We start from the raw sequence: 23,565 nt of genomic DNA on the forward strand, positions 1-23,565 counted from the left end.
TGCCTGGAACAAAGGGGCCATAGTCTTCGCCTCGGCGTCCAACTACAACACGAGCGCCCCCTACTACCCGGCCGCCTGCACCAACGTCGTGTCGGTGTCGGCCACCGACGCCAACGACGCCAAGGCGAGCTTCTCCAACTACGGCTCCACCATCGACATCGCCGCTCCCGGGGTCTCCATCCTGACCACCACCAACGGCGGCGGCTACGGCAGCGTCAGCGGAACCTCCTTCTCCTCCCCCATCGCGGCAGGGCTCGGGGCGCTGATCCTCTCCGTCAACCCGACCCTGACCAATGCCCAGGTGGTCGACATCATCACCAGGAACGCCGACGACATCGGCACGCCGGGCTTCGACCAGTACTTCGGCTACGGCAGGATCAACGTCCTCAAGAGCCTCACGGCGGCAAAATATGCCGTGGCGCTGAGTGATACAACCGCACCGACAACCTCGATCACCTCACCCACGAGCGCCAGCACCGTGAAAGGCAAGGCGTCTGTGGCAGTCGCGGCTTCCGACAACGTCGGCGTAGCCAAGGTGGACCTCCGCATCAATGGCGCCCCCTTTGCCACAACGACCACCGCACCGTTCTCCTTCCTGTGGGACACCACCACCACACCGGACGGCACCTACACCCTCGAAGCAGTGGCATACGACGGCGCCGGGAACATGGGACAGTCAGGCAACGTGGCTGTAAAGGTCTCAAACGCTGCCGACACCATTGCCCCGACGATTGCCATCACCTCGCCGGTCACCGGAGCGAAGGTCGGGACCAGTGCAATCATCTCCATTGCTGCCAGCGACAATGTGGGAGTGAGCCGCATTGAGCTGTACATCGACGGCAAGCTGGTAACCAGCAAAACCGGCCTCACCAATCTGGCCTACTCCTGGAACACACGGAAAGTAACGACCGGAGCCCACACCATAACCGCCAAGGCCTTCGACGCAGCCGGCAATGCAGGAACCATCTCCATGACGGTTTACAAGTAAGCGACACTAGATTCTTCCATCAATCTGCACAAACGGGGCGGCCTCTAAGCCGCCCCGTTCCTTCTTTGAACTCACTCCTCGGCAGATCACCCACAAATAGAACGGACCATCGGTGCCCCTCCACAACACTAAAGGGGAGACAGCTTTCGCCGCCTCCCCTTCATAACCATCTCTTATTTATCTTTTGTCGCGTTACTTCATCCTTCTCCTGCCATAGAGGGCCAGACCGATCAGGCCAGTGCCGAGGAGCATAATCGTGCCTGGCTCCGGGACAACCTCCTGGGGGCCGCCGCCACCATTCTCAGGCTTCCAAGTTACGTCATGGGAGCCAGGGTTGTTTGCCCAGTTGGTTTCGATGCTGACGTTTTGTCCGCCACCTTGCTCCACCGTTTCAAGGGCCATGACATCAAAGTGCACCCAGTCATAGCCGGTAACTGCGATACCCGTAAAAGTCTTGATCTGGCCAGCAGCAGCGCCCGTCTCAAGATCGAAATCAGGGACGGCACCGGCAATCTTGGAGAAGTTACCTATGTCATAGAAGAGGAAATCGGCGATACCGGCCTGGACGGGAGCGTGATTATTCGGGAAGTAGCTGTCAGTTGCGGATGATGTGATAAATGTCGCGCCAGGAATCGCAAGCGTGCCGGTGTCGCCATCGGGTACGGAAGCAACCAGGATGGCGCCCTTCCCGTTGAAAACCGATGGGAGGCTGCCAAACGACGACCAGTCTTCGGTACCGGTGGTTTTTCCTCCGAGGCTCAGGACGTTGTTATTCTGGTAAACCCCCGCCACGTAGAGGGTACCACCCGACGTGATCGCCGTATCAGTTTCTGTCGGGATGGTCGTGCTGGCCTGATAATCCGCATAGGTGCCCTCGCCTGGACCGCCCGGTGCCCCCACCTGAAGGACGTTCACTGCTTGGGCAGATGCCGCCATTCCAAGAACAAGAATTGATGCCGCCACTAACTTTTTCATATAAACCTCCTTGTAAATACAGAAGTTAGTACCATGTTCGTCATCTTTATTAATCAATAGTTTAGCAACTTTCGTACCACTCGCAACATGCTGTAATTATTGACCCTCACTATGACGCTCGCAGCAGACCGTAAAGAATGTCGACAATCCATACAGGCACACATTGGATATCTTGAATAATTTCGGTGCATTAAACAATAACTGCCACTTGTATAACAAACCGACACATCGTCCAGTAACGGCAAGACATCCGACTCTTCCCCCCAACGAGCCAGCACCCGATTCCGTAGCCGCAAGGCGGCATTTTCCATCGACAGATGGTATCACAAGTACAGGGCCAACGCCTCCCGGGCGAGTCGAAGCGATATCTTCCGTTTGGTGGCGAGAGCAAAGCGGCTGATGGCGTCCAGCGCCTCGATGAGGGAGGGGACGTCGCGGCGAACGTGGAGGAGGAGGTAGTCGATGACGTCGGAGGGGAGGACGATCTGGCGGTCATCGGCGAGCTTTTTCATGATGAGACGGCGGGAGTCGTCGTCGGAGATGTCGACCCTTGCCACGAGCCCCCAGAGGAGGCGGGAAGTGAGATGGCCGTCCAGGTGCGGCAACTCCTTGGGGGGGAAGAGACCAGTGATGACGATTGGGCGGCCCGCCTGGTAGAAGTCGTTGAAGAGTTGCCAGAGCTCCACACGGACGCTCTGCTGGTCGGGGATCAGGTGGATGTCGTCGACCAGGAGCGCCGGGGCGTCGCGGAACCACTCGGCGAGCTTCGACAACGCTTCAGCCGGGTATTCTCCCCCGTACACCTCGTCCACATCCTTGAAGGAGATGCAGGGGACCGACGACAGACCGGCCCGCTCGCTGAACCGGGCGCCGATCGCCATGAGGAGATGGGTCTTCCCCGACCCCGACGGGCCATGGAGGTAGAGGAGGTTCTCCGCCCCCCCCTCATCCGTCAGTCGCCGGGCGAAGCGATAGGCGGTTTCGTTGCCGGAGCAAACGACGAAGTTGTCAAGGGAGTACTTTGGGTTTACGGGGAAGTCGAAGACGAGTTGCATGGGATGAACACTAGAACAGGGTCCCCTGGGCCGACGGCGGCGCAACGCGGCCGAAGTGCTCAAAGGCCGCCCTTGTCGCCACGCGCCCACGGGGGGTGCGGTTGATGAAGCCGTGCTGGATGAGGAACGGCTCGTAGACGTCCTCGATGGTATCCCGCTCCTCGCCGATGGCTGCAGCGATGGTGTCGAGTCCCACGGGGCCGCCGCCGAACTTGTCGATGATGGTGAGCATGATGGTCCGGTCCATCTGATCGAACCCCTTTTCGTCGATCTCCAGAAGGGCCAGGGCATCGTCCACTACCTGGGCGGTGATTACCCCGTCGGCACGCACCTGGGCGAAATCCCGGACCCGGCGCAGCAGGCGGTTGGCGATGCGGGGGGTGCCGCGGCTTCTGCGGGCCAGCTGCCGCGCCCCCTCCTGCTCGATGCCGATGTTCAGTATGCGGGCGGAGCGGGTGACGATGGTGGTAAGTTCGTCATCGGTATAGAATTCGAGCCGGGAGATGACCCCGAAGCGGTCCCGCAGGGGCGAGGAGAGGAGGCCGGCCCGGGTGGTGGCCCCCACGAGGGTGAATTTCGGCAGATCAAGCTTGATGGTCCGGGCGCTGGGCCCCTGGCCGATGATGATGTCGAGTTGGTAGTCCTCCATGGCCGGATAGAGGATCTCCTCCACCACGTGGGAGAGGCGGTGGATCTCGTCGATGAAGAGGACATCGTGGGGCTCGAGGTTGGTGAGGATTGCCGCCAGATCACCGGGGCGCTCGATGACCGGCCCGGAGGTGGACTTGATGTTCACCCCCATCTCGCAGGCGATTATGTTGGCCAGGGTTGTTTTCCCCAGACCCGGCGGACCGTAGAGGAGGACATGGTCCAGCGCCTCGCCCCGCTTTCGCGCTGCGTCAATGAAGACCCGCAGATTCCCCTTTGCCTTTTCCTGGCCGATGTAGTCGTCCAGGGCCCGGGGACGCAGAGACGACTCGATCAGATCATCTTCGATTATGTCGGGTGTAACGAGTCGGGTCATGGCTTATTTCATCAATATCTTCAGGGCCTGCCGGAGGACCGCCTCGGTGGAGGCGCCCGGCTCGATGGTCATTTCCGCCAGCACCTTCCGCACCACCGCTTCCTTGTAGCCCAGGTTCACGAGGGCGGAGGCCACGTCATCGGCCACCTCGGGAGGGGCCTCGCTGGGGGCCGTTTCCCTGGCCGGCGGCGCCACGTCCATCTTGCGAACCTTCTCCTTCAGTTCCAGCACGAGCCGCTCGGCGGTCTTCTTGCCGATGCCGGGGATGGCAGACAACCTGACCAGGTTCCCCTGGACGATGGCGGCGGCCAGCTCCTCGGGCTGGATATTGGAGAGGATGTCCCGGGCCATCTTGGGGCCGATGCCGGAAACGGAGATGAGGAGCTGGAAGAACTGCTTCTCGACCACGGTCCGGAACCCGAAGAGGCTGATGGCGTCTTCCTTCACGTGGGTGTAGATGGAGAGGGAAACGGTCTTCCCCTCCTCGGGAAGCTCGTAGTAGGTGGAGAAGGGGATCTGTACCCGGTAGCCGACCCCGTTCACGTCGAGGATGATGGCGTCGGGGGATTTGTGGGCGAGCCTTCCGGTGAGAAGCGCGATCATCTGATGCTCCGAAGGATAGTGTTCATGCCGGCCGAGTTGGCGTGGCAGACCGCCACGGCAAGGGCATCGGAGGCGTCGGCCTGGGCAATCTCGGGGAGATTCAGGAGTGACTTGACCATCTGCTGCACCTGCTCTTTACGGGCGTGGCCGTACCCCACCACTGCCTGCTTCACCTGCATGGCCGTGTACTCACTGACCGGCAGACCCGCATTCACCCCGGCAACGATGGCAGCCCCCCGGGCCTGGCCCAGCTTAAGGGCGCTCTGGGCGTTGTTGGCGAGAAACACCTGTTCGATGGCCATGGCGTCGGGATGGTACTCTTCGATGACTTGGCAGAGCCCCTCGTATATCCTGTGGAGACGGAGCGCAAACTCCTTGTGGCTGTCGGTAAAGATGGCGCCGTTGTCCACATGGACGAGGCGGTTGCCGATCTTTTCGATGATGCCGTAGCCGGTGATGCGCGAACCGGGGTCGATGCCGAGAACTCTCATGGGTGCCTTGACCAAAACTCGTAGGGGCGGGTCTCAGACCCGCCCCCCACATTATCACAATACCGCCAACCTTCCCAACCTTACATCAGCTTTTCCATCTCCTCCGTGGAGATATCGAAGTTTGCGTACACATTCTGCACGTCGTCGTTGTCCTCGAGCCGGTCCATGAGCTTGAGCATGTTCTCGGCGTTCTTGCCGTCGAGCTTCACCATGGTCTGGGGGATCATGGTGACCTCGGCCGACTCATGGGCAAACCCGGCCTTCTCCAGGGCTTCACGTACCTCGATGAACGTGGTCGGGTCCGTCAGCACCTCGTACTGCTCCTCCTCGTCGGCCACGTCCTCGGCCCCCGCCTCCAACGCGACTTCAAAGAGCTTCTCGAAATCGACATCCTTGCTGACGACGATGAGCCCCTTTTTGTCGAACATCCAGGAGACGCAGCCGGTTTCACCCATGTTGCCGTTGCACTTGGTGAAGGTGCTGCGGACATCGCTGACGGTGCGGTTGCGGTTGTCGGTCATGCACTCCACGAGAACCGCAACGCCGCCAGGGCCGTACCCCTCGTAGACGATCTCCTCGTAACTGACCCCCTCCAACTCGCCGGTACCCTTCTTGATGGCCCGCTCGATGTTGTCCTTGGGCATGTTCTCGGACTTTGCCTTGTCCACGGCGGCGCGCAGGCGCGGGTTTCCGGCGGGATCGCCTCCACCCAGCTTCGCGGCAACGGTGATCTCCTTGATGATCTTCGTGAAGACCTTCCCCCGCTTGGCGTCGGCGGCCCCCTTCTTATGCTTGATTGTGCTCCATTTATTATGTCCCGACATTGCGACTGCTCCTTCTGCGAAAACGGTATGGGGCGGCGCCCGAAATCGGCAGATACTAGCATGGGAAAATCTTGGTTGTAAAGGTCGAAAGTTCATGTAAAATGAGCGAACAGGGCGTTTTACGGCCCCCTTAAACCACGATCCGCGAGGTAACACCATGGCCCGTCCCACCACCATCCCCGGAGCCACTACCACACGCACTGGAAGGCTCATTCGCCTCATGGCGGCCTCTGCCATCCTCACCGCAGCCTGTGCTACCCTGACCCCCACCAGCGCCCCTGACCCGAACACGCTCCCCCCCATTCTCTCCCAGGACGAGATCTTCCGACCCTATACCAAGCTCGGCACCGTCGAGGTTAGTCGCGAACGGTTGGGGCACATTGACGACCTGACCAACGAGGCCGACGAATGGGCCTTCGACGCACTGGGAGCCGAAGCCGCCAAGCTTGGCGCCGATGCAATCATCCTCCCCGAGGTCCGGGCGGAAAAGGGGACATACCTCTTCATCCCGTCAACCGCCATCAAGGCGAAGGGAATAGCGATAAAATTCAACTGACCGCTTCCCCGCCCTTTTTTCACCCACATCCGGCCTGCCCCCTCTCCGCCCTCATCTGCGCACCCATCTCCTTGCAACCCGGTCAAACCTCATTACACTTGATATGAAATACCAAGCACCGCCAAATCTGCGCCTACAGGCTCAGGCACCGTAATAAACCATGTTTTGCAGTGCAACTAAACGTTGATTCAGCGTCTATATATGACATGATTTATCATCAATATACCGAATTGACGTATTTTTTTTGCAAACAGCATTTTTTTAGTAAAATTGAACTTGACGTCAGTAAAACGCCGTGCTAAAAAATAATTACAAATATAACATCGTTTATAAAACATACCTGCGCACCCAACACTGGCGGAAGGTAACGATGACCAGGGAAAAAAGTTCATACGCGGTGCAGACCGTCGAAAAGGCCCTGGATATTCTCGAGACACTCACCGAGGAGACCCGACACGCCACCCTTCCCTATCTTGCGGAAAGACTCGATCTTTCCCGCAACAAGGCGTTCCGCCTTCTGGCCACTCTCGAGAGCAAGGGGCTCGTGGAGCGGGACGACGCCAGCGGCATCTACCGCCTGGGAATTTCATCGGTGGAACTGGCCCAGAGGCTTCTCAACAGCACGAGCCTCATCCGGCACGCCCACCCGGTCATGGAGAAGCTGGCGCGCAAGCACGACGAGGCGGTCTATATCGCGGTTCTCAAGGGAGAGGAAGTTCTCTTCCTCGACATGGTCGACTGCGATCAGGCCATCAAGACCACCTCTCTGGTCGGAAAGCGCTTCCCCTTCTTCACCAACGCTGCTGGCAAGGCCATCAAGTCACTGGAGTCGGCGGATCTCCTGGAGAAATTCTTCAAGAAGCGGAAAAACGGCGGCACCCTCGACCCGGCACTTCTTCAGACAGAACTGAAGACGATTCGGGAGCGGGGTTTCGCCGTCGACTTCGACGGCCTCGGCGAAGGAATTGTCACTGTCGCCGTGGCGGTGAGGGATTACGCTGGCAAGGTTATCGGCGCCCTCACCATGCTCGGCCCGTCGTTCCGGTTGATGACCTCGCGACTGGAAGATGAGATCGTTCCTTCCCTCCGCGAGGGGGCCGAGATGCTTTCCCTGAAGTTCGGCTACGCCAAGTTATAGCACCAGAGGAGTAACGGGACCAACCCATTCGACGAAAGGAGGGGAGACACGACGGATACGGAAGTTGATACGGAATCGGAGCGGGACGCCGCTCCATGGATGTGTGATTATATTGGAGAAAGGAGTAACAAACCATGGCTGAAAGACAGTACGACTGGGCGGCAATCGCCAAGAACCCCAAGTTCGTCGAACTCCACCGCAAGAAAACTACGTTTCTCGTCGGATGGTGGGTATTCTCCACCGTCTTCTACTTCCTCCTTCCCATCGGCGCTGCCTATGCCCCCGGCCTCTTCAAGATCAAGATCCTCGGCCGGATAAACTTCGGCTATATGTTCGCCCTCTCCCAGTTTTTCGTTTCCTGGGGGATCGCCATGTACTACGCCCATGTGGCCAACAAAGACTTCGACCGGCTCACCCGCGAGCTGGTGGATGAGCTCAAATAAGGAAGGAGGTCTGCGATGAAAAAACTGATTGCTGGCATCACCCTGGCCCTCTCCCTGGGCTCGTTCGCGTTCGCTGAGGAGCCTGCCAAGGCCCCGGCGGCTCCCGGCACTCCGGCCGCCGCAACGGCTCCGGCCACCACCACCCCGGCACCGGCAGCCACTGCCCCCGCAGCAGCCACCGACGCTGCCAAGGTGGCCGTACCGGCCCCGGCCGCTCCTGCTGAGAAGAAGACCCAAATCAAGGCCAACCCGATGGTCACCATCCCGATCTTCCTGATCATCATCGGCGTCACCATGGCCGTCGTTGTCTGGTCGGCCAAGCGGACCAAGTCGGCCTCGGACTTCTACACCGCCGGCGGCGGCATTACCGGCACCCAGAACGGCTGGGCCATCGCCGGCGACTACATGTCGGCCGCCTCGTTCCTGGGGATTTCCGGCATGATCTCCCTCTACGGGTATGACGGGTTCATGTACTCGGTGGGCTGGCTCGTGGCCTACATCACGGTGCTCCTGATCGTGGCCGAGCCCTGCCGCAACGCCGGCAAATACACCCTGGGGGACATCCTCTCCTTCCGCACCGAGCCCAAGAAGGTCCGGGCCGTCTGCGCCATCTCCGTCGTGGCCGTCTCCACCTTCTACCTGACCGCCCAGATGGTCGGTGCCGGCAAGCTCATGCAGCTCCTCCTCGGCATCCCCTACAAGTTCGCCATCATCGGCGTCGGCATCCTCATGGTCGGCTACGTCGTCTTCGGCGGCATGACCGCCACCACCTGGGTCCAGATCATCAAGGCAGGCCTCCTCATGACCGGCGCAGCCATCCTCTCCGTCCTCGTGGGTCTCAAGGCCGGCATGAACCCGTTCACGTTCTTCAACGACATCGCCACCAGCCCCAACATCATGGAGCACGTGCAGAAGGTGGTCCTGAAGGACCCCATCGCGGTGGCCGGTTTCGACTACGGGCAGCGCTTCCTTGAGCCGGGGCTCTTCCTCAAGAACCCCCTCGACCAGATCTCCCTCGGCATGGCGCTCGTGCTCGGTACCGCCGGCATGCCCCACATCCTGATGCGCTTCTTCACCGTCCCCACCGCCCAGGCAGCCCGCAAGTCGGTTATCGTAGCCATGTTCATCATCGGCTCCTTCTACATCCTGACGACGCTGCTCGGCTTCGGTGCCGCCATCCATGTCACCCCCCAGGGTATCCAGGCGGTTGACAAAGGTGGCAACATGGCCGCCATGATGCTCGCCCAGAAGCTGGGTGGCGACATCTCTCCCTTCCTCGGCGACCTGCTCCTGGCCTTCCTCTGCGCCGTTGCCTTCGCCACCATCCTCGCCGTCGTGTCGGGTCTCGTTCTGGCTGCCTCCGCCGCCATCGCCCATGACATCTACGTGAACGTCATCAAGGACGGCCACGCCGACCAGCACGAGCAGGTCATGGCCGCCCGGATCACCTCCCTCTGCGTCGGCGCCATGGGCATCGTCATCGGCATCGCCGCCGAGAAGCAGAACGTCGCCCACCTGGTGGCCCTGGCCTTCGCCGTTGCCTCCTCGGGGAACCTGCCGGTCGTCGTCATGTCCCTCTTCTGGCGGAAGTTCAACACCGCCGGCGTCATCTCGGGCCTCGTGGTCGGCACCGTCGCTTCCATCGCCCTGGTTATGATCTCCCCCAACATGACCTACCCGAAAACCGTGGCAGCCGACGCCATGAAGGTGGTCAAAAAGCTGGAAGAGAAGCAGGCCGGCGGCGCGGTCCTTTCCGAGAAGGAGATGAAGGACCTCGACAAAGCCAAGGTCGACTACGAGAAGAACAAGGACGGCAAGTCGATGCTGGGCCTCGACAAGCCGATCCTCACCCTCAAGAACCCGGGTATCATCTCCATCCCCCTCGGCTTCATCGCCGCCATCGTCGGCTGCCTCGCCTTCCCGAGCCGCCGCTCCGAGGAGATGTTCGACGAGATCTACGTCCGCCAGAACACCGGCATCGGCATGGCCAAGGCCATCGACCACTAACAAACGCTACGCACAGATCAGAGTCTGGTATCGGGGGAAGGGAAACCTTCCCCCTCTTTTTTTACTCATATCCTACCGGTCCTTCCCTCCAGAGGAACCCCGCCACCAACAGACCTAGCTATACCTCCGTTTTGAATTGCCACCCATTTTTTTATAAAATAAATTGGACATCAGGCCATTCATGCAGGAACTGTCTATTCACTTCAAAACGTCCGTCACTCCGTTCCCACCCCTCAATTCACCGTGCTAGGTTCTGCAAAATAAACGGTACGTGCATTTATAAAACAGATTTTACCTATACATTAAAGATAGTTGCATGCATTTCACTACGCTTAAAAAAATGTCTTGCAAACAAATAGACACCCGTTATATTTTATCCGGCGCACACAAAGTAGAATATTGTTATGTGGACATGTTTACGCATGATTGTTGCTGCAAGACATAACCTCGTGAAACCCTGCTAATTGCACGCTTCCGTGTAACCCCCCAGAGGTCATGGTCGGTCGGCCGCGCCCCGCATAGCCAGACATTTCCAACTGAAACGGCGCTCACCAGACCGCTTAGTACCAGCCAACCCAATCCCCCATTGCAGTGGGACCATTTTGTTTTTTTCAGACCATGCACCCGTGAGGTGTGCTTTGCCATCTCACGCGGACGGCACACCGGCGCCTCTGCGTGGGTAGGGTAGCCGCCTCTTGATGCCCGGCGCACCATGCCGGACACAATACCGAACACACGACGAAAGGAGGGAAAACAGGGACCTTTTTCATTCAGGCTTTCGGGGAGGTGGGACGCCGCCTCACCATGAGCTTCACTGAGCAGTGCATTATCGAAAGGAGTAACGAGACATGGCAGAAAGACAGTATGACTGGAGCGCCATCGCGAAGAACCCCAAGTTCATCGAGCTCCACCACAAGAAGACCACCTTCCTGGTAGGATGGTGGGTATTCTCCACCGTTTTCTACTTCCTCCTCCCCATCGGCGCGGCGTACGCCCCCGGCCTCTTCAAGATCAAGATCCTCGGCCGGGTCAACATCGGCTACCTGTTCGCCCTCTCCCAGTTCTTCGTTTCCTGGGGGATCGCCATGTACTACGCCCATGTGGCCAACAAAGACTTCGACCGGCTCACCCGCGAGCTGGTGGATGAGCTGAAGTAAGGAGGAAGCCAGATAATGAAAAAACTGATTGCTGCATTCACGCTCGCCCTCTCCCTGGGCACGTTCGCCTATGCCGCCGAGCCGGTCAAGGCACCCGCCGCAACCGAAGCGCAGGCCGTTGCCGCTCCCATTCAGGCAGCAGCGCCCGCTCCGGCCGCCCCCGTGACCGAAAAAGCCGCCGTTCCGGCAGCTCCGGCTGACCAGAAGCAACAGCTCAAGGCCAACCCGATGGTCACCATCCCGATCTTCCTGATCATCATCGGCGCCACCATGGCCGTCGTTGTCTGGTCGGCAAAGCAGACCAAGTCGGCGGCCGACTTCTACACCGCCGGGGGCGGCATTACCGGCACCCAGAACGGCTGGGCCATCGCCGGCGACTACATGTCGGCCGCCTCGTTCCTGGGGATTTCCGGCATTATCTCCCTCTACGGGTATGACGGGTTCATGTACTCGGTGGGGTGGCTCGTGGCCTACATCACGGTGCTCCTCATCGTGGCCGAGCCCTGCCGCAACGCCGGCAAGTTCACTCTGGGAGACATCCTTTCCTTCCGCACCGAGCCCAAGTCGGTCCGGGCCATTGCGGCCATTTCCACCGTTGCCGTCTCCACCTTCTACCTGACCGCCCAGATGGTCGGTGCCGGCAAGCTCATGCAACTCCTCATCGGAATCCCCTACAAGACCGCCGTCATCGGCGTCGGCATCCTCATGGTCGGCTACGTGGTCTTCGGCGGCATGACCGCCACCACCTGGGTCCAGATCATCAAGGCCGGCCTCCTCATGACCGGCGCAGCGCTCCTCTCCGTCCTGGTCGGCCTCAAGTCCGGGATGAACCCGTTCCAGTTCTTCAACGACATCGCCACCAGCCCCAACGTCATCGAGCACGTCCAGAAGGTGGTCCTGAAAGATCCCGTTGCCGTGGCCGGCTTCGACTACGGGCAGCGGTTCCTGGAGCCGGGGCTCTTCCTCAAGAACCCCCTCGACCAGATCTCCCTCGGCATGGCTCTGGTGCTCGGCACCGCCGGCATGCCCCACATCCTGATGCGCTTCTTCACCGTGCCCACGGCGCAGGCAGCCCGCAAGTCCGTTATCGTGGCCATGTTCATCATCGGCCTCTTCTACATCCTGACCACGCTGCTGGGCTTCGGCGCCGCCATCCACGTGACCCCGCAGGCCATCATGGGTGTGGACAAGGGTGGCAACATGGCCGCCATGATGCTCGCCCAGAAGCTGGGTGGCGACATCCATCCGTTCGTTGGCGACCTGCTCCTGGCCTTCCTCTGCGCCGTTGCCTTCGCCACCATCCTCGCCGTCGTCTCCGGCCTCGTCCTGGCTGCTTCCGCCGCCATCGCCCACGACATCTACGTCAACGTCATCAAGGGTGGCCACGCCGACCAGCACGAGCAGGTGAAGGCTGCCCGGATCACCTCCTTCGTGGTCGGCGCCTGCGGCATCGTCATCGGTATCGCCGCCGAGAAGCAGAACGTCGCCCACCTGGTGGCCCTGGCCTTCGCCGTTGCCGCCTCGGGGAACCTGCCGGTCGTCGTCCTCTCCCTGTTCTGGAAGAAGTTCAACACCGCCGGCGTCGTGGCGGGCCTGGTGACCGGCACCATCGTCTCCATCGCCCTGGTCATGGTTTCCCCCAACATGACCTACCCGAAGAAGGTGGCTGCCGACGCCCAGAAGGTGGTCGTGGTCCTCGAGAAGAAGCAGGCTGAGGGATCTGTCCTCACCGCGAAGGAACTGAAGGATCTCGACAAGGCCAAGGTCGACTACGAGAAGAACAAGGACGGCAAGTCGATGCTCGGCCTCGACGCTCCGCTCTTCACCCTGAAGAACCCGGGCGTGGTATCCATTCCGCTCGGCTTCATCGTGGCAATCGTGGCAGCCCTGGCCTTCCCGAGCCGCCGCTCGGAAGAGATGTTCGACGAGCTGTACGTGCGCCAGAACACCGGCATCGGCATTGCCAAGGCGGTCGACCACTAAGAACGTGATGCTTAAATCGGTATAATTTGTGCTACAATCGGGGGAAAGCGCTGCTTTCCCCCTTTTTTCATTACACGAGGGCTTTTGCTGAGCGAGGAACCGCATGCATAACGACACTATCCAGACCGCCGTGGATGAAACCATGGCCCGAATCCATGACTTTGTCCGCGTTCTGGAACGGGACGACATCCCTCTGATCCTGTCAATGCTGAAGGACGAGATCGACCACGAGATCGCCCTCACGGGTCAGGTGGCCGGACGGCGTCGCGAGCTCATGGACCGGGTGAGAGGCGAAACCGACTATGGAGCACTACGGGCAATCCACGACGAACTGAACGGGCTGGAACTGGAACGGTTCCTCAAGATCCAGTCAGTGGCAGCCCTGCACTCCTCCTGCACGGAGTACCGCGACATCCTGGCGGAACGGGCCCTGGAACTGGTGGAGCAGGAGATGACATCCGGCGGGAAGGGCAATCCGCCGGTCCCCTATGCCCTCTGCAGCATGGGGAGCGACGGCCGGGAGGAGCAGACCCTCATCACCGACCAAGACTATCTGATCGTCTACGGCGACGACGGTGGCGAGGCTGCCGACCAGTGGTTCAAGGAATTCTCGGAGACACTGGTGGAGCGCATGGCGGAGATGGGGTTCAAGAAGTGCACCGGCGACATCATGCCGTCGAACCCCACCTGGCGAGGCTCCTACAGCCAATGGAAGAGAAAACTCCTGGCCATTGTCCGCTACGAGTATGAAGATTACGCCAAAAACCTCATGGATCTGATCGTCCTCTCCGACGCGCGCCACGTGGCAGGGGACCGGCAGCTTGCCGACGACCTGGTGAAACTGATTCGCGGCCTGGAGCAGGACTACTTCCAGGCGCTCTGGGGAATGGCCAAGGCGGCCACAGAAATGAAACTGGCCCTCGGTTTCCTCAAACGGCTCTGGACCGAAGGATCAGGGGAGCACAAGGGGGAATTCAACCTGAAGCTGCTGGCCTGGGCGCCCCTGGTCATGAACGTCCGCATCCTCGCCATCAACCAGGGGGTACCGGCCACGAACACCGTGCGGCGCATCGAACTCCTCCAGGGGGAGGGAAGCTTCTCGGCGGCCTTCGCCCAGGGACTCAAGGACGCCTACACCATCCTGACCCGGCACCGCATCCTCCTCCAGATCAAGGTGATCAAGGGGATCGTGAACAATTCCTACTATCTTAACCCCTACGCCCTCCCAGCTGACGAACGGGAAGAGATCCGCCAGGCGCTCCTCAAGATCGAGGATCTTCAGCGGACGATCCATACGAATTTCTCCATCATGTAGACGCCGCACCGGCTCGACCGGAATCCGCAGCGGATCGCTGTCCCTGTGCGGGAAAAGGCGGGAAGAACCATGGGGGCTATGCAAAGTTTGCATAGCCTTATTTTTTAGTGGCAGCTCATGACCAGTATCAGGTATCTTCGATGCACTCTGCGCGGTAACGCCTGCCCCCCGTGCCGTTTCAGGTTGACCGGCACAGAACTTGCTGAAAAAACATGAATACGACAGAGACTTACTTCCCCCGGCACAAGGGTATCATTGTGAGCTTTTCCACTCTACCTATCCACAGAGCTGATGAGACGACGGGTACCCCCCTGAAAAACCAGCACGGGTTCACCCTTGTGGAGATGCTGGTGGCCATCCTCCTGATGACGGTCGGAATATTTGCGCTCGTCGGGATGCAGACCGTTTCCATGAACGCGAATTCGATCTCCATGAAGCTGTCGGTTGCCACTTCCCTCGCCCAGGAAGTTCTGGAGGATATCGTGTCGTGGAGGCCCAACGACAGCCGTCTCACCACGGCGGGCCCGCAGACCTACGACCTCGACCCCAAACCGACAGCCACGTCCATAACGATTCAGGGAGCCGGCACGTATAGCGCAACGTACATTACGACCGCCGGGCCGACGGACGGAACCGTCAGAGTAACCGTCACGGTGACCGGAGGGGACAGATCGGTCACCATCACCGGTCTGAAAAGAACAGTATGATGGGGGGCTCGGCAAAGGACAAGAGCGGCTTCACCCTCGTGGAACTTCTCGTTGTCATGGGGATCTTCGGGGTTATCATGGGGGCAGTCTACTCGGTCTACCTGACCCACCTGAGAAATGCCTACTCCCAAGAGGAACTGGTCGATGTCCAACAGAACCTCAGAACCGCAATGGACGTGATTACGCGGGATCTGAGGATGGCGGGGACACTGGTCCCCTTCGGCATCAATCCCCTGGCCCAAGGGACGCTCAACAACTATTCAACGAGCGTGCAGATCAACACCGCATCAGCCACGGGGCGTTTTGCACGTATAACCAAGACCAGAGACATTAGCGGATTTAGCAATTTCAGTACAGCAGTGGACACTGTTGAATCCGCTGACGGACTAGAGGGAACCGGCGCCAATACCGTCAGGCTCATACGCCCAATCGGCATGGGAAATCCTGTGGCCGATGCAAGCCTCAAGTTAGCCAACAAAGACGACTCCTGCCTCACTGTGGTGAAATACAAACCTCTCACCTTCAAACGGCCTGAAGGCAGCAGCTTCGCCACCGGCACCACCATTACTGCGGGGGACATGATCGCAGCGGTCGGACCACCCACCCCTTCAACCCCTGATCCCCGATATGACACGATCATCTATTCGCTTGGCCCCTGTGATTCGTCCTCCGCTCTGAGATGCCTTCAGAGAAGAGTCAACCTGGGGACAGCGGAGACGATCGCCGGCCCCTTCTCGTCCCTGTGCTTCAGCTACCTGAACAGTGACGGGACCACCGAGAACAATACGCCGGACGATACGAGTAATTTTCCCGAAGGCGTGGCCGCCATCCGGGGGGTGCGGATCACCCTCACCGGCGCCACCACCACAACCGTCCCCCTTTCGGGGGGGGCGAAAACCCGGCAGATCACCTCCGTGGTCACCATCAGGAACAGGCGCTAGCTCTCCCATGACACCGACCGCCCCCACACAGAGCGCCGACCCCCGGACCCCGCTCCGCAACGAGCGGGGAGCAGCGCTGCTCATCGTCCTCGTGATGCTGCTCCTGCTGACCATCCTTGGGGCGACCCTCTTCACCTCGTCCACCACGGAGATCAAGATTGCCGGCAACTTCCGCAACACCCTCGAAACGTTTTTTGCAGCCGACGCGGCCGTGGAGTACGCCATGACCGATGCCGCCATCTACACTTCGATCATTCCGGACTCCTCGACAACATCAAGAACGATAGAGGATTACACCATTCCGGGAACTACCAACAAGGCGGACATCCAGGTGAATCTCATCTCGGCCCGCAACAATCCCCCGCCGGGACATGGCTACCAGGAAGACGCGGGGGTGGGCGCCGGGGCGGAACCGAGCTTCAGGGTCAATGTTTTTGCCATTTCCGTTGAGGCCGAAGGACCGAACGAGGCGAAGGCGGACATCGAGGCGGGGATGGCCAGGGTGGTGCCCCACTGAGGAGCAATCCGGCGCACCCCTCCCATTGGGACAAAGGAGAAAAACCATGACCATCAGCCGAACCATCATCGCGGCGGGGATGTTAGCCCTCGTTTTAGCAGGGATTTACACCCCGGCCGGCGCCGCCGGCGCCCGGGAACCCTACGTCCCCGCCACCATCTACCCGGGACCGTACGAACCGGAGCAGCTTTTCTACAGAAGCCCCAACGGAGTGATCTGGCTACGGTGGTCTGCAAAGGATTTCACCAAGTCGGTCACCTGCCGCGGGACACTGAAGAGCCTGAAGCTGACCGGCGTCTGGCAGGGGCACCTGAAGCCCAACGGGGCCTGCGGCTCCACCGCGGAGCCATCGGACTGGGCACTGGGGAACTGGATCAACTATGACCTGATCAGCAATCCGAGCGGCGAGGAATGAATGGGACACGCACCGCGCCGAATCGTGGGAATAAGCCTTAAATGCCTGCCGATCATGGGGAGGATGTCATGAAAAGAGCGTCCACAGCCGTTCTTGCCTTCGTTGTTGCCGCGCTCGTTCCGGCAATGGCCCCGGCCGCGCCAGACCAGTACCTGGGAGATGCCTCCATCTACAACTCCACGGGGGTACAGCCCAATGTCCTCCTCATTATCGACAACTCGGGAAGCATGGAGGACAAGGTTCCCGGGGAGCCCTACGATCCGACCAGAATCTATGACGAGACCCAGTCATGCGAATCAAACCGCGTAAAGTGCAAGCCCACAGCCGTCTACACAACCACCAGCAAGAAAACAACGAACAAATTATACATCAACGACGTGACCACCGTTACCAACTCGTGCGGGGGGCGCAAGCCCCAGGATCTGTTGAACAGAATGGGACTGTATCGCGGCAAGAGCCTTTACGCCGACGGCACTTGCAGCGGCAAAGGGATCAACACCTACTATACCGGCAATTACCTCAACTACCTGAAAACCAAAAGCAGCGCCATGAGGCGCAAGATCGACATCGCCAAGGATGTGGTGAAGGATATTATTGCCAGCACAAGCGGCATCAAGTTCGGCCTCATGGTGTACAACTACCCGGTAAACACCGGACAGGGGGGGAGGTTCCTCGAAGCCTCGGTCCCCGAAACGACCCCAATGTATGTCAGCACTGTCAAGGACATGGATGCCATCTTCACCGGCTCCATCACCAACCGGGACGGCCTCATCGCCGCCGTGAATACCCTTACCCCCGATGGAAACACCCCCATGGGAGAGGCCCTCTTCGAGGCGATGCGATACTTCGGCGGCGGGTCCAGCGCCTTCGGCAACACCATCGGCACCACGGGAGACAAGTACACCTCCCCCGTTGATTATTCCTGCCAGAAAAACATCATCATCTTCGTTTCCGACGGCATGTCCAACGCCGACGGCGAGGCTGTCCTGAAGACCCTAAGCGTTCCCGATAAGGATACGGGCAAGGATCTTTGCCAGAAAAAGGATGGGGACTGCGATGGCGACGGAGTTGAGCCCGGCAACCTGAACCACATCCTGGACGATGTGGCCTTGGCCCTTTGGATGAGCCCCCAGAAGGTGACATCCTACTTCATCGGCTTCGACGTCGCCGGCTCCAACCCCGCCGCCGTGGCCCTCCTCGATGAGGCCGCCCGCGACGGACAGGGGAAAAAACCGGATGATCCGGATTATGATACGGTAGTGAGCATCAAAGCAGGCTCCCAGGCGGAATTGAGCGCGGCTTTCAACGATATCCTGAGCAATCTTACTTCCGATGACACCTCAATCGCGGCCCCCGTGGTGCCGGTGAGCCCCGAAAACAGGACCTACGGCAGCGGCAGGGTCTTCATGGGATTTTTCAAGCCCGCCAACGACGCGTTCTGGAGGGGAAACCTGAAGAAATACGGTGTCTCATCGGGGAACAACCCCGCCATCATCGACGTAATGGGCGACAACGCCACCTACGTGGACGAAGACAGCAACGGAACGGACGACAACACCGGATTGGACCTTCCCAAGGAGGCCTTCAACGGCTCCTTGCGGGATGATGCGAGGTCCTACTGGAGCACGACCGACGACGGAAGCCTCACGGACAAAGGAGGAGCCGGCCAGCTGCTGCTGGGAAAGACGGCCTCTTCCCGGCCCATCCACACCGTGACACCCACCGGCACAACCCTGGTGGACTTCGCCAGCACGAACATCACACCCGCCATGCTCGGCGTTACCGACAACGCCACCCGGGACGAACTGGTCGCCTTTGTTCGTGGCCAGGATATCTATGATGAGGATAATGACGGCAACACCAGCGAGAACAGAGCATGGACCATGGGGGATGTGCTTCACTCGAAGCCCCTGGTCGTGAACTACAAGTCCTTCGCCCTATCGAACGAGGGCAAATGCGAGGAGAACAAGTCGATCATCTTCGTCGGCGCCAACGACGGCATGCTCCACGCGTTCAGGGACTGCAACGGCGAAGAGTTGTGGGGTTTCATCCCGCCGACACTGTTGCCGAATCTCCAGTATCTGGCGGACCAGGTCCATGCCTATTTCGTGGATTCGACGCCGGCGGCCTATGTCCATGACGTGAACAAGGACGGTACCATCGACCCCATAAAGGACAAGGTCATTCTCCTCTTCGGCACCCGGCGGGGAGGTGGCGCCGCATCCACCACAGCCACCGGCTCCTATTTCGCCCTCGATGTCTCAACCCCCGATGCACCAAAGTTTCTGTGGCGCATCTCGAACACCTTCCCCACATCGGGTTCCCCCGCGACACCGGATTTCGCTGAACTGGCCGAGAGTTGGAGCGAACCGAAAATCGTCAGGATGAAGATCACCACCAGCGGCGTCACCAGCGACAAGATCGTCGCCGTCATAGGTGCCGGCTACGACAACGTGAACGAGGACGGCCGGTTCGGCGCCACGCAGAAGTTCACCGGCACCGCGACGGTATTGCTGGGCGAGTCGGGCGATGGGAACGCCACCAGCAGCGGGACATCGGGGCAGCGCAACCCCAAGGGAAGGGGTGTCTATCTCGTGGATCTGGAGACCGGGAGCAAGATTCACGGCTTCACTTACGACAGCGGCAAGGCTCCCTACTCCTCCATGAACTTCTCCTTCCCCTCGGAGATCGCCGCCATCGACGTGAACAACAACGGGTACACGTCCAGACTCTACGCCGCGGACACCGGCGGGAACATCTGGCGTTTCGACGTGGGGAACTCGGACAAGACGAACTGGACCGCCCAGTGGCTTTTCGCCTCCAACCCCCCATTAACGGCGGATGTGGGAAGGAAGATCTTCTCCAAGCCGACGGTGGTGTCGGAGATTGACCACAAGATGATCTTCTTCGGCACCGGCGACCGGGAACACCCCCTGAACACCGCCGTGGTCGACCGGATCTACGCCGTCAAGGACAAGGGACAGGTAGGACAGCCCGACGAGCCCCTGACGGAGAAGAATCTGATGGACGTGACGGCCGACCTGCTCCAGGAGGACACCACCGACTCCAACTCCATCAGCACCACCCTGAACAGTCTCAACGCCTCCTCGAACTACGGCTGGTACATCAGGCTCGAAGAGAACGACGGCAAAAAGGTTGGCGAAAAGGTCCTCGGCTCCCCCCTTGTGTTCAACAAGGTGGCCTATTTCACCACCCACACGCCGGACTCGCCGACCACCTCCACCGACCCTTGCGCTTCGCCGGACAATCTCGGCACCGCCCGAATCTACGCCCTGAACTACAAAACCGGCGAGGCGGTCCTGAACTACGACAAGAAAAACGACATCTCAATCGCCACCAACAAGCGGGCCAAGACCCCCCACGGCATCCTTCGGCGCAGCGACCGGGTTAAGAAGATCGGTTCCGGCCTCCCTTCCGGCGTCGGGATCATGCTGACCCCCGGCGGGGGGAGCAAGCTCCTGACCGGTGTCAACGGCGCCATAGGGACCGGAAATCCCCCGCCGGGCGGAGGGATCATTCCGCTGTACTGGAGACAGAAGTAACAGGGTTGCAGTCACAGGGAGTACAATGACGTGGCCATGAGGCGAGCGGGAAAACAGTGGGGTGGAGGTGAGGCGAGGGGCTTCACGATCATCGAGGTGATGATCGCGGTTGCCATCATGGCGATACTTGTTGCCGTGGCGCTGCCGCCGTTTGTGGACTGGCGCAATACCCTCGGCTACCGGCAGACGGCCCGGGGAATGACGGCGATGCTGCGGGAGGCACGCTCCCTTACCATCACCAGAAACCAGCAGCACATGGTGGTCTTCAAGCCCAACAGCAGCAGCTACACCCTGCTGCGGGGCAATCAGGCCTACAACACCCAGGAAACCGGATGGACGCAGGTGCAGACCCAGAAAAGCCCTGCGAACACCGCCATCCGCAGCGGGAGCGGCGGCACATCGATGGCCAATGTCTCCGTGCAGTTCAATCCCAACGGAACCGTGAGGCTTCTCGACCGCAAGGGGGCACCGAGCGACGGCACCGCCACCATTAACGAAGGTACGGCGATGCAGTACCAGATAACCGTGACACCATCAGGAATGATCACAACCAAGAAAAAGTAAGGGTGGTGCTGCTCCGCCTTTTTTGGCGCGTGAAACGTACGGAAACAAGGGCGCGGCAAGCAGAGCCCCTACATACGTGGACTATAGAGAGGCACTTGCTTCGCCCTTCTACCGCTTCTCCGGCGGAAACGCCCCACACTTCTTCTCCGCCCCCATAATGAAATCCATCATCTCCTGGGCCGAACCGGGGGACGACGCACGCACCATCACCCGCTCCATGCATTCCTCGTAACTAGGGTACCGTTCCGCGACAACAGGGGCCACCGCACGGTCGGTCACTCGGGATTCAATGGCCGGCTGTACCCGCTCACTCTGTTTTACCCCGTGCTGCACACCCGCCCTTCTGGCCCGGCGGGTGACCGTCTTTCCCGCCCCCCTTGCCTGTTCGGCGGGTTCGCCCCCCTTGCGGAGCGGGTTATCGGTGAAAAAGACGCTCCCATCGGCGGATTTCACCCGGTAGACCACCGTCGGCGGGGGCTCCTCCACCGGCTTCTGCTCCTCCTCAGCCTCCTCCCCGCTCTCCTTCCCATCGGCAGCGGGTGATTTGGCGGGAACTTTCGCCGGCCCCTTGACGGCCGTTTTGTCCGGCGTGCCTTCAGCGGTCGCCTCCCCCTTGGGAGCCTGATCGCTGGCCGGTTTCCCGCTCCCCTCCTTGCCCGGAATCACGAGCCGGTTTTTGTAAAACTCTATACCGAAATCGTTCAACTCCGGAATGCTCTTGGTATGGCACTCACTGCACTCCATCTTGTAAATGCGGGAATAGGCCGACATGGCACCCGCCGGGGAGCCGGCACCCAGAAATGCCACCATCGCCGCACCGATCAACCAAAGGGTCAGATACCTGTTCATTCATGCCTCACACGGGATCGGAAAGTCTCGCGCACAAGCCCCACGCGCGCAAGAACCTCCGATGCAATTATTCGTCCCTTTATAGCCCAATAACCCCATTATTTCCACCTCTTCCCGCCTTTACGCCCAAAAGAGCCGCTCCCCCCCACACCTCTTCACCAATCCCCATCTTGCCCATGACCAAGTCCTGTGCTAAAACGTTGCAAACACTCTACTTTCAGCGAGGTATCACCATGCCCATCGCCACCAAGATCGCCGGCCACATCTCCAAGTCGTCCTGGATCAGAAAGATGTTCGAGGAGGGGGAGCGCCTGCGCCAGATCCACGGGGCCGAAAACGTTTTTGACTTCACCCTCGGCAACCCCGACACGGAGCCCCCCCGGGAGTTCCAGGAGGAGTTCGCGCGGCTCGCCACCCACCCGATCCCCGGCATGCACCGGTACATGAACAACGCCGGCTACCCGGAGACCCGCGCCGCCGTGGCCGAGGTGCTCAGCGAGGCTTCCGGCCTTGCCGTGGGGGCCGGGCACGTGGTCATGACCTGCGGGGCGGGAGGGGCCCTGAACGTGGTCCTGAAGACGATCCTCAACCCGGGGGAGGAGGTGATCATCCTCACCCCCTATTTCGTGGAGTACAAGTTCTACATCGACAACCACGGCGGGGTGCCGAAAGAGGTCTGGACCAACCGGGAGACCTTCCAGCTGAACATCCCGGCCATCGAGGCGGCCATCACCAACAAGACCCGGGCTGTCATCATCTGCTCCCCCAACAACCCCACTGGCGTCATCTACCCGGAGGAGAGCCTGCGGGCCCTGGGGGAGATGATGGCGCGGGTGGAGCGGCGCTACGACCGGCAGATCTATGTCATCTCCGATGAGCCCTACGCCCGGATAAGCTTTGACGGCAAGCACGTACCGAACATCTTCCGGTACGTGGAGAGTTCGGTTATCGTCACCTCCCACAGCAAGGATCTGGCGCTTCCCGGCGAGCGGATCGGCTTCCTGGCCGCCAACCCCCGTTCCCGGTACGTGGAGCAGTTCATGGAGGGGGCCGTGTTCAGCAACCGGGTCCTGGGCTTCGTTAACGCGCCGGCCCTCATGCAGCGGCTCGTGGCAAAGCTCCAGCGGGCCTCCGTAGATATCGCGGAGTACCAGACCAAGCGCGACATTCTCTACGACAACCTCACCGCCATGGGATTCGAAATGGTGCGGCCCGACGGCGCCTTCTACCTCTTCCCCAAGTCACCCCTGGCTGACGACGTGGAATTCGTGAAGCTGGCCCAGAAGCACCTGATCCTCCTGGTGCCCGGGGCCGGGTTCGGCGCCCCCGGCTTCTTCCGGATCGCCTACTGCGTGGACCAAGGGATGATCGAGCGGAGCCTTCCGGCCTGGCAACAACTGGCCAGGGAGGCGGGGCTTCGGGGGTAGGATCATCGGATGTGGATCCCATG

Annotated in this window: 22 protein-coding genes; 15 read left to right on the forward strand and 7 right to left on the reverse strand. The window is 60.2% G+C overall.

Features of this window, described 5'->3' with window-relative positions; translation table 11 throughout:
- Window positions 1-988, forward strand: a 988-nt coding sequence (locus RCH91_RS02425) for an Ig-like domain-containing protein (protein ID WP_306532939.1), incomplete at its 5' end; no start/stop codon positions are given.
- Window positions 989-1,180: 192 nt separating this feature from the next.
- Here RCH91_RS02425 and RCH91_RS02430 read toward each other — a convergent pair.
- The 6 genes from RCH91_RS02430 to RCH91_RS02455 all read right to left on the reverse strand — a co-directional run bounded on the left by RCH91_RS02430 (window position 1,181) and on the right by RCH91_RS02455 (window position 5,960).
- Entirely contained in the window at window positions 1,181-1,963 is a 783-nt protein-coding gene (locus tag RCH91_RS02430; protein ID WP_306532940.1) for a choice-of-anchor N protein, read from the reverse strand.
- Window positions 1,964-2,286: 323 nt separating this feature from the next.
- The gene (locus tag RCH91_RS02435) at window positions 2,287-3,018 is read right to left on the reverse strand and encodes a DnaA ATPase domain-containing protein (RefSeq protein WP_306532941.1); all 732 of its coding nucleotides are present in this window, start codon (window positions 3,016-3,018) and stop codon (window positions 2,287-2,289) included.
- Window positions 3,019-3,028: 10 nt separating this feature from the next.
- Complete coding sequence (gene ruvB / locus RCH91_RS02440; RefSeq protein ID WP_306532942.1) at window positions 3,029-4,042, reverse strand: Holliday junction branch migration DNA helicase RuvB; 1,014 nt, start codon at window positions 4,040-4,042, stop codon at window positions 3,029-3,031.
- Window positions 4,043-4,045: 3 nt separating this feature from the next.
- A complete protein-coding gene (gene ruvA, locus RCH91_RS02445; protein ID WP_306532943.1) occupies window positions 4,046-4,645 on the reverse strand; it encodes a Holliday junction branch migration protein RuvA in 600 nt (199 codons plus the stop codon).
- Window positions 4,642-5,136 (reverse strand): crossover junction endodeoxyribonuclease RuvC, encoded by a 495-nt coding sequence (gene ruvC, locus RCH91_RS02450; RefSeq protein WP_306532944.1) that lies wholly within the window; start codon window positions 5,134-5,136, stop codon window positions 4,642-4,644. The genes ruvA and ruvC overlap by 4 nt, the downstream gene beginning before the upstream one ends.
- Window positions 5,137-5,216: 80 nt before the next feature.
- Window positions 5,217-5,960, reverse strand: a complete 744-nt coding sequence (locus RCH91_RS02455) for a YebC/PmpR family DNA-binding transcriptional regulator (protein ID WP_306532945.1) — start codon at window positions 5,958-5,960, stop codon at window positions 5,217-5,219.
- 157 nt (window positions 5,961-6,117) lie between these two features.
- Here RCH91_RS02455 and RCH91_RS02460 point away from each other — a divergent pair, with 157 nt between their 5' ends.
- From RCH91_RS02460 to RCH91_RS02520, 13 genes are all read left to right on the forward strand, one after another.
- Window positions 6,118-6,516 (forward strand): hypothetical protein, encoded by a 399-nt coding sequence (locus RCH91_RS02460; protein ID WP_306532946.1) that lies wholly within the window; start codon window positions 6,118-6,120, stop codon window positions 6,514-6,516.
- Window positions 6,517-6,886: 370 nt separating this feature from the next.
- Window positions 6,887-7,654: an IclR family transcriptional regulator gene (locus RCH91_RS02465; protein WP_306532947.1), complete on the forward strand. Its 768-nt coding sequence runs from the start codon at window positions 6,887-6,889 to the stop codon at window positions 7,652-7,654.
- Window positions 7,655-7,788: 134 nt separating this feature from the next.
- Complete coding sequence (locus RCH91_RS02470; protein WP_306532948.1) at window positions 7,789-8,097, forward strand: DUF485 domain-containing protein; 309 nt, start codon at window positions 7,789-7,791, stop codon at window positions 8,095-8,097.
- A 15-nt stretch (window positions 8,098-8,112) separates the two neighbouring features.
- Complete coding sequence (locus tag RCH91_RS02475; RefSeq protein ID WP_306532949.1) at window positions 8,113-10,104, forward strand: cation acetate symporter; 1,992 nt, start codon at window positions 8,113-8,115, stop codon at window positions 10,102-10,104.
- An 848-nt stretch (window positions 10,105-10,952) separates the two neighbouring features.
- Entirely contained in the window at window positions 10,953-11,261 is a 309-nt protein-coding gene (locus tag RCH91_RS02480) for a DUF485 domain-containing protein (RefSeq protein ID WP_306532950.1), read from the forward strand.
- Window positions 11,262-11,276: 15 nt separating this feature from the next.
- On the forward strand, window positions 11,277-13,244 hold the full coding sequence (locus RCH91_RS02485; protein WP_306532951.1) for a cation acetate symporter: 1,968 nt from the start codon (window positions 11,277-11,279) through the stop codon (window positions 13,242-13,244).
- 103 nt (window positions 13,245-13,347) lie between these two features.
- Window positions 13,348-14,559: a putative nucleotidyltransferase substrate binding domain-containing protein gene (locus tag RCH91_RS02490; protein ID WP_306532952.1), complete on the forward strand. Its 1,212-nt coding sequence runs from the start codon at window positions 13,348-13,350 to the stop codon at window positions 14,557-14,559.
- Between the two features lie 212 nt (window positions 14,560-14,771).
- Complete coding sequence (locus RCH91_RS02495; protein ID WP_306532953.1) at window positions 14,772-15,266, forward strand: prepilin-type N-terminal cleavage/methylation domain-containing protein; 495 nt, start codon at window positions 14,772-14,774, stop codon at window positions 15,264-15,266.
- Window positions 15,263-16,207: a PilW family protein gene (locus tag RCH91_RS02500; protein ID WP_306532954.1), complete on the forward strand. Its 945-nt coding sequence runs from the start codon at window positions 15,263-15,265 to the stop codon at window positions 16,205-16,207. The genes RCH91_RS02495 and RCH91_RS02500 overlap by 4 nt, the downstream gene beginning before the upstream one ends.
- Window positions 16,208-16,214: 7 nt before the next feature.
- Window positions 16,215-16,724: a PilX N-terminal domain-containing pilus assembly protein gene (locus RCH91_RS02505; protein ID WP_306532955.1), complete on the forward strand. Its 510-nt coding sequence runs from the start codon at window positions 16,215-16,217 to the stop codon at window positions 16,722-16,724.
- Between the two features lie 46 nt (window positions 16,725-16,770).
- On the forward strand, window positions 16,771-17,139 hold the full coding sequence (locus tag RCH91_RS02510; protein WP_306532956.1) for a hypothetical protein: 369 nt from the start codon (window positions 16,771-16,773) through the stop codon (window positions 17,137-17,139).
- A gap of 68 nt (window positions 17,140-17,207) precedes the next feature.
- Window positions 17,208-20,702, forward strand: a complete 3,495-nt coding sequence (locus tag RCH91_RS02515) for a pilus assembly protein (protein ID WP_306532957.1) — start codon at window positions 17,208-17,210, stop codon at window positions 20,700-20,702.
- A 36-nt stretch (window positions 20,703-20,738) separates the two neighbouring features.
- Window positions 20,739-21,266 (forward strand): GspH/FimT family pseudopilin, encoded by a 528-nt coding sequence (locus RCH91_RS02520; protein ID WP_306533013.1) that lies wholly within the window; start codon window positions 20,739-20,741, stop codon window positions 21,264-21,266.
- Between the two features lie 108 nt (window positions 21,267-21,374).
- Here RCH91_RS02520 and RCH91_RS02525 read toward each other — a convergent pair whose 3' ends face one another.
- Window positions 21,375-22,115, reverse strand: coding sequence for a cytochrome C (locus RCH91_RS02525; protein WP_306532958.1), 741 nt, complete (start codon window positions 22,113-22,115; stop codon window positions 21,375-21,377).
- 233 nt (window positions 22,116-22,348) lie between these two features.
- Here RCH91_RS02525 and RCH91_RS02530 point away from each other — a divergent pair, with 233 nt between their 5' ends.
- The gene (locus RCH91_RS02530) at window positions 22,349-23,542 is read left to right on the forward strand and encodes a pyridoxal phosphate-dependent aminotransferase (protein WP_306532959.1); all 1,194 of its coding nucleotides are present in this window, start codon (window positions 22,349-22,351) and stop codon (window positions 23,540-23,542) included.
- Window positions 23,543-23,565 lie beyond the last annotated feature (23 nt).

Source organism: Geobacter sp. (assembly GCF_030834625.1).
Taxonomy (GTDB): domain Bacteria; phylum Desulfobacterota; class Desulfuromonadia; order Geobacterales; family Geobacteraceae; genus Geobacter.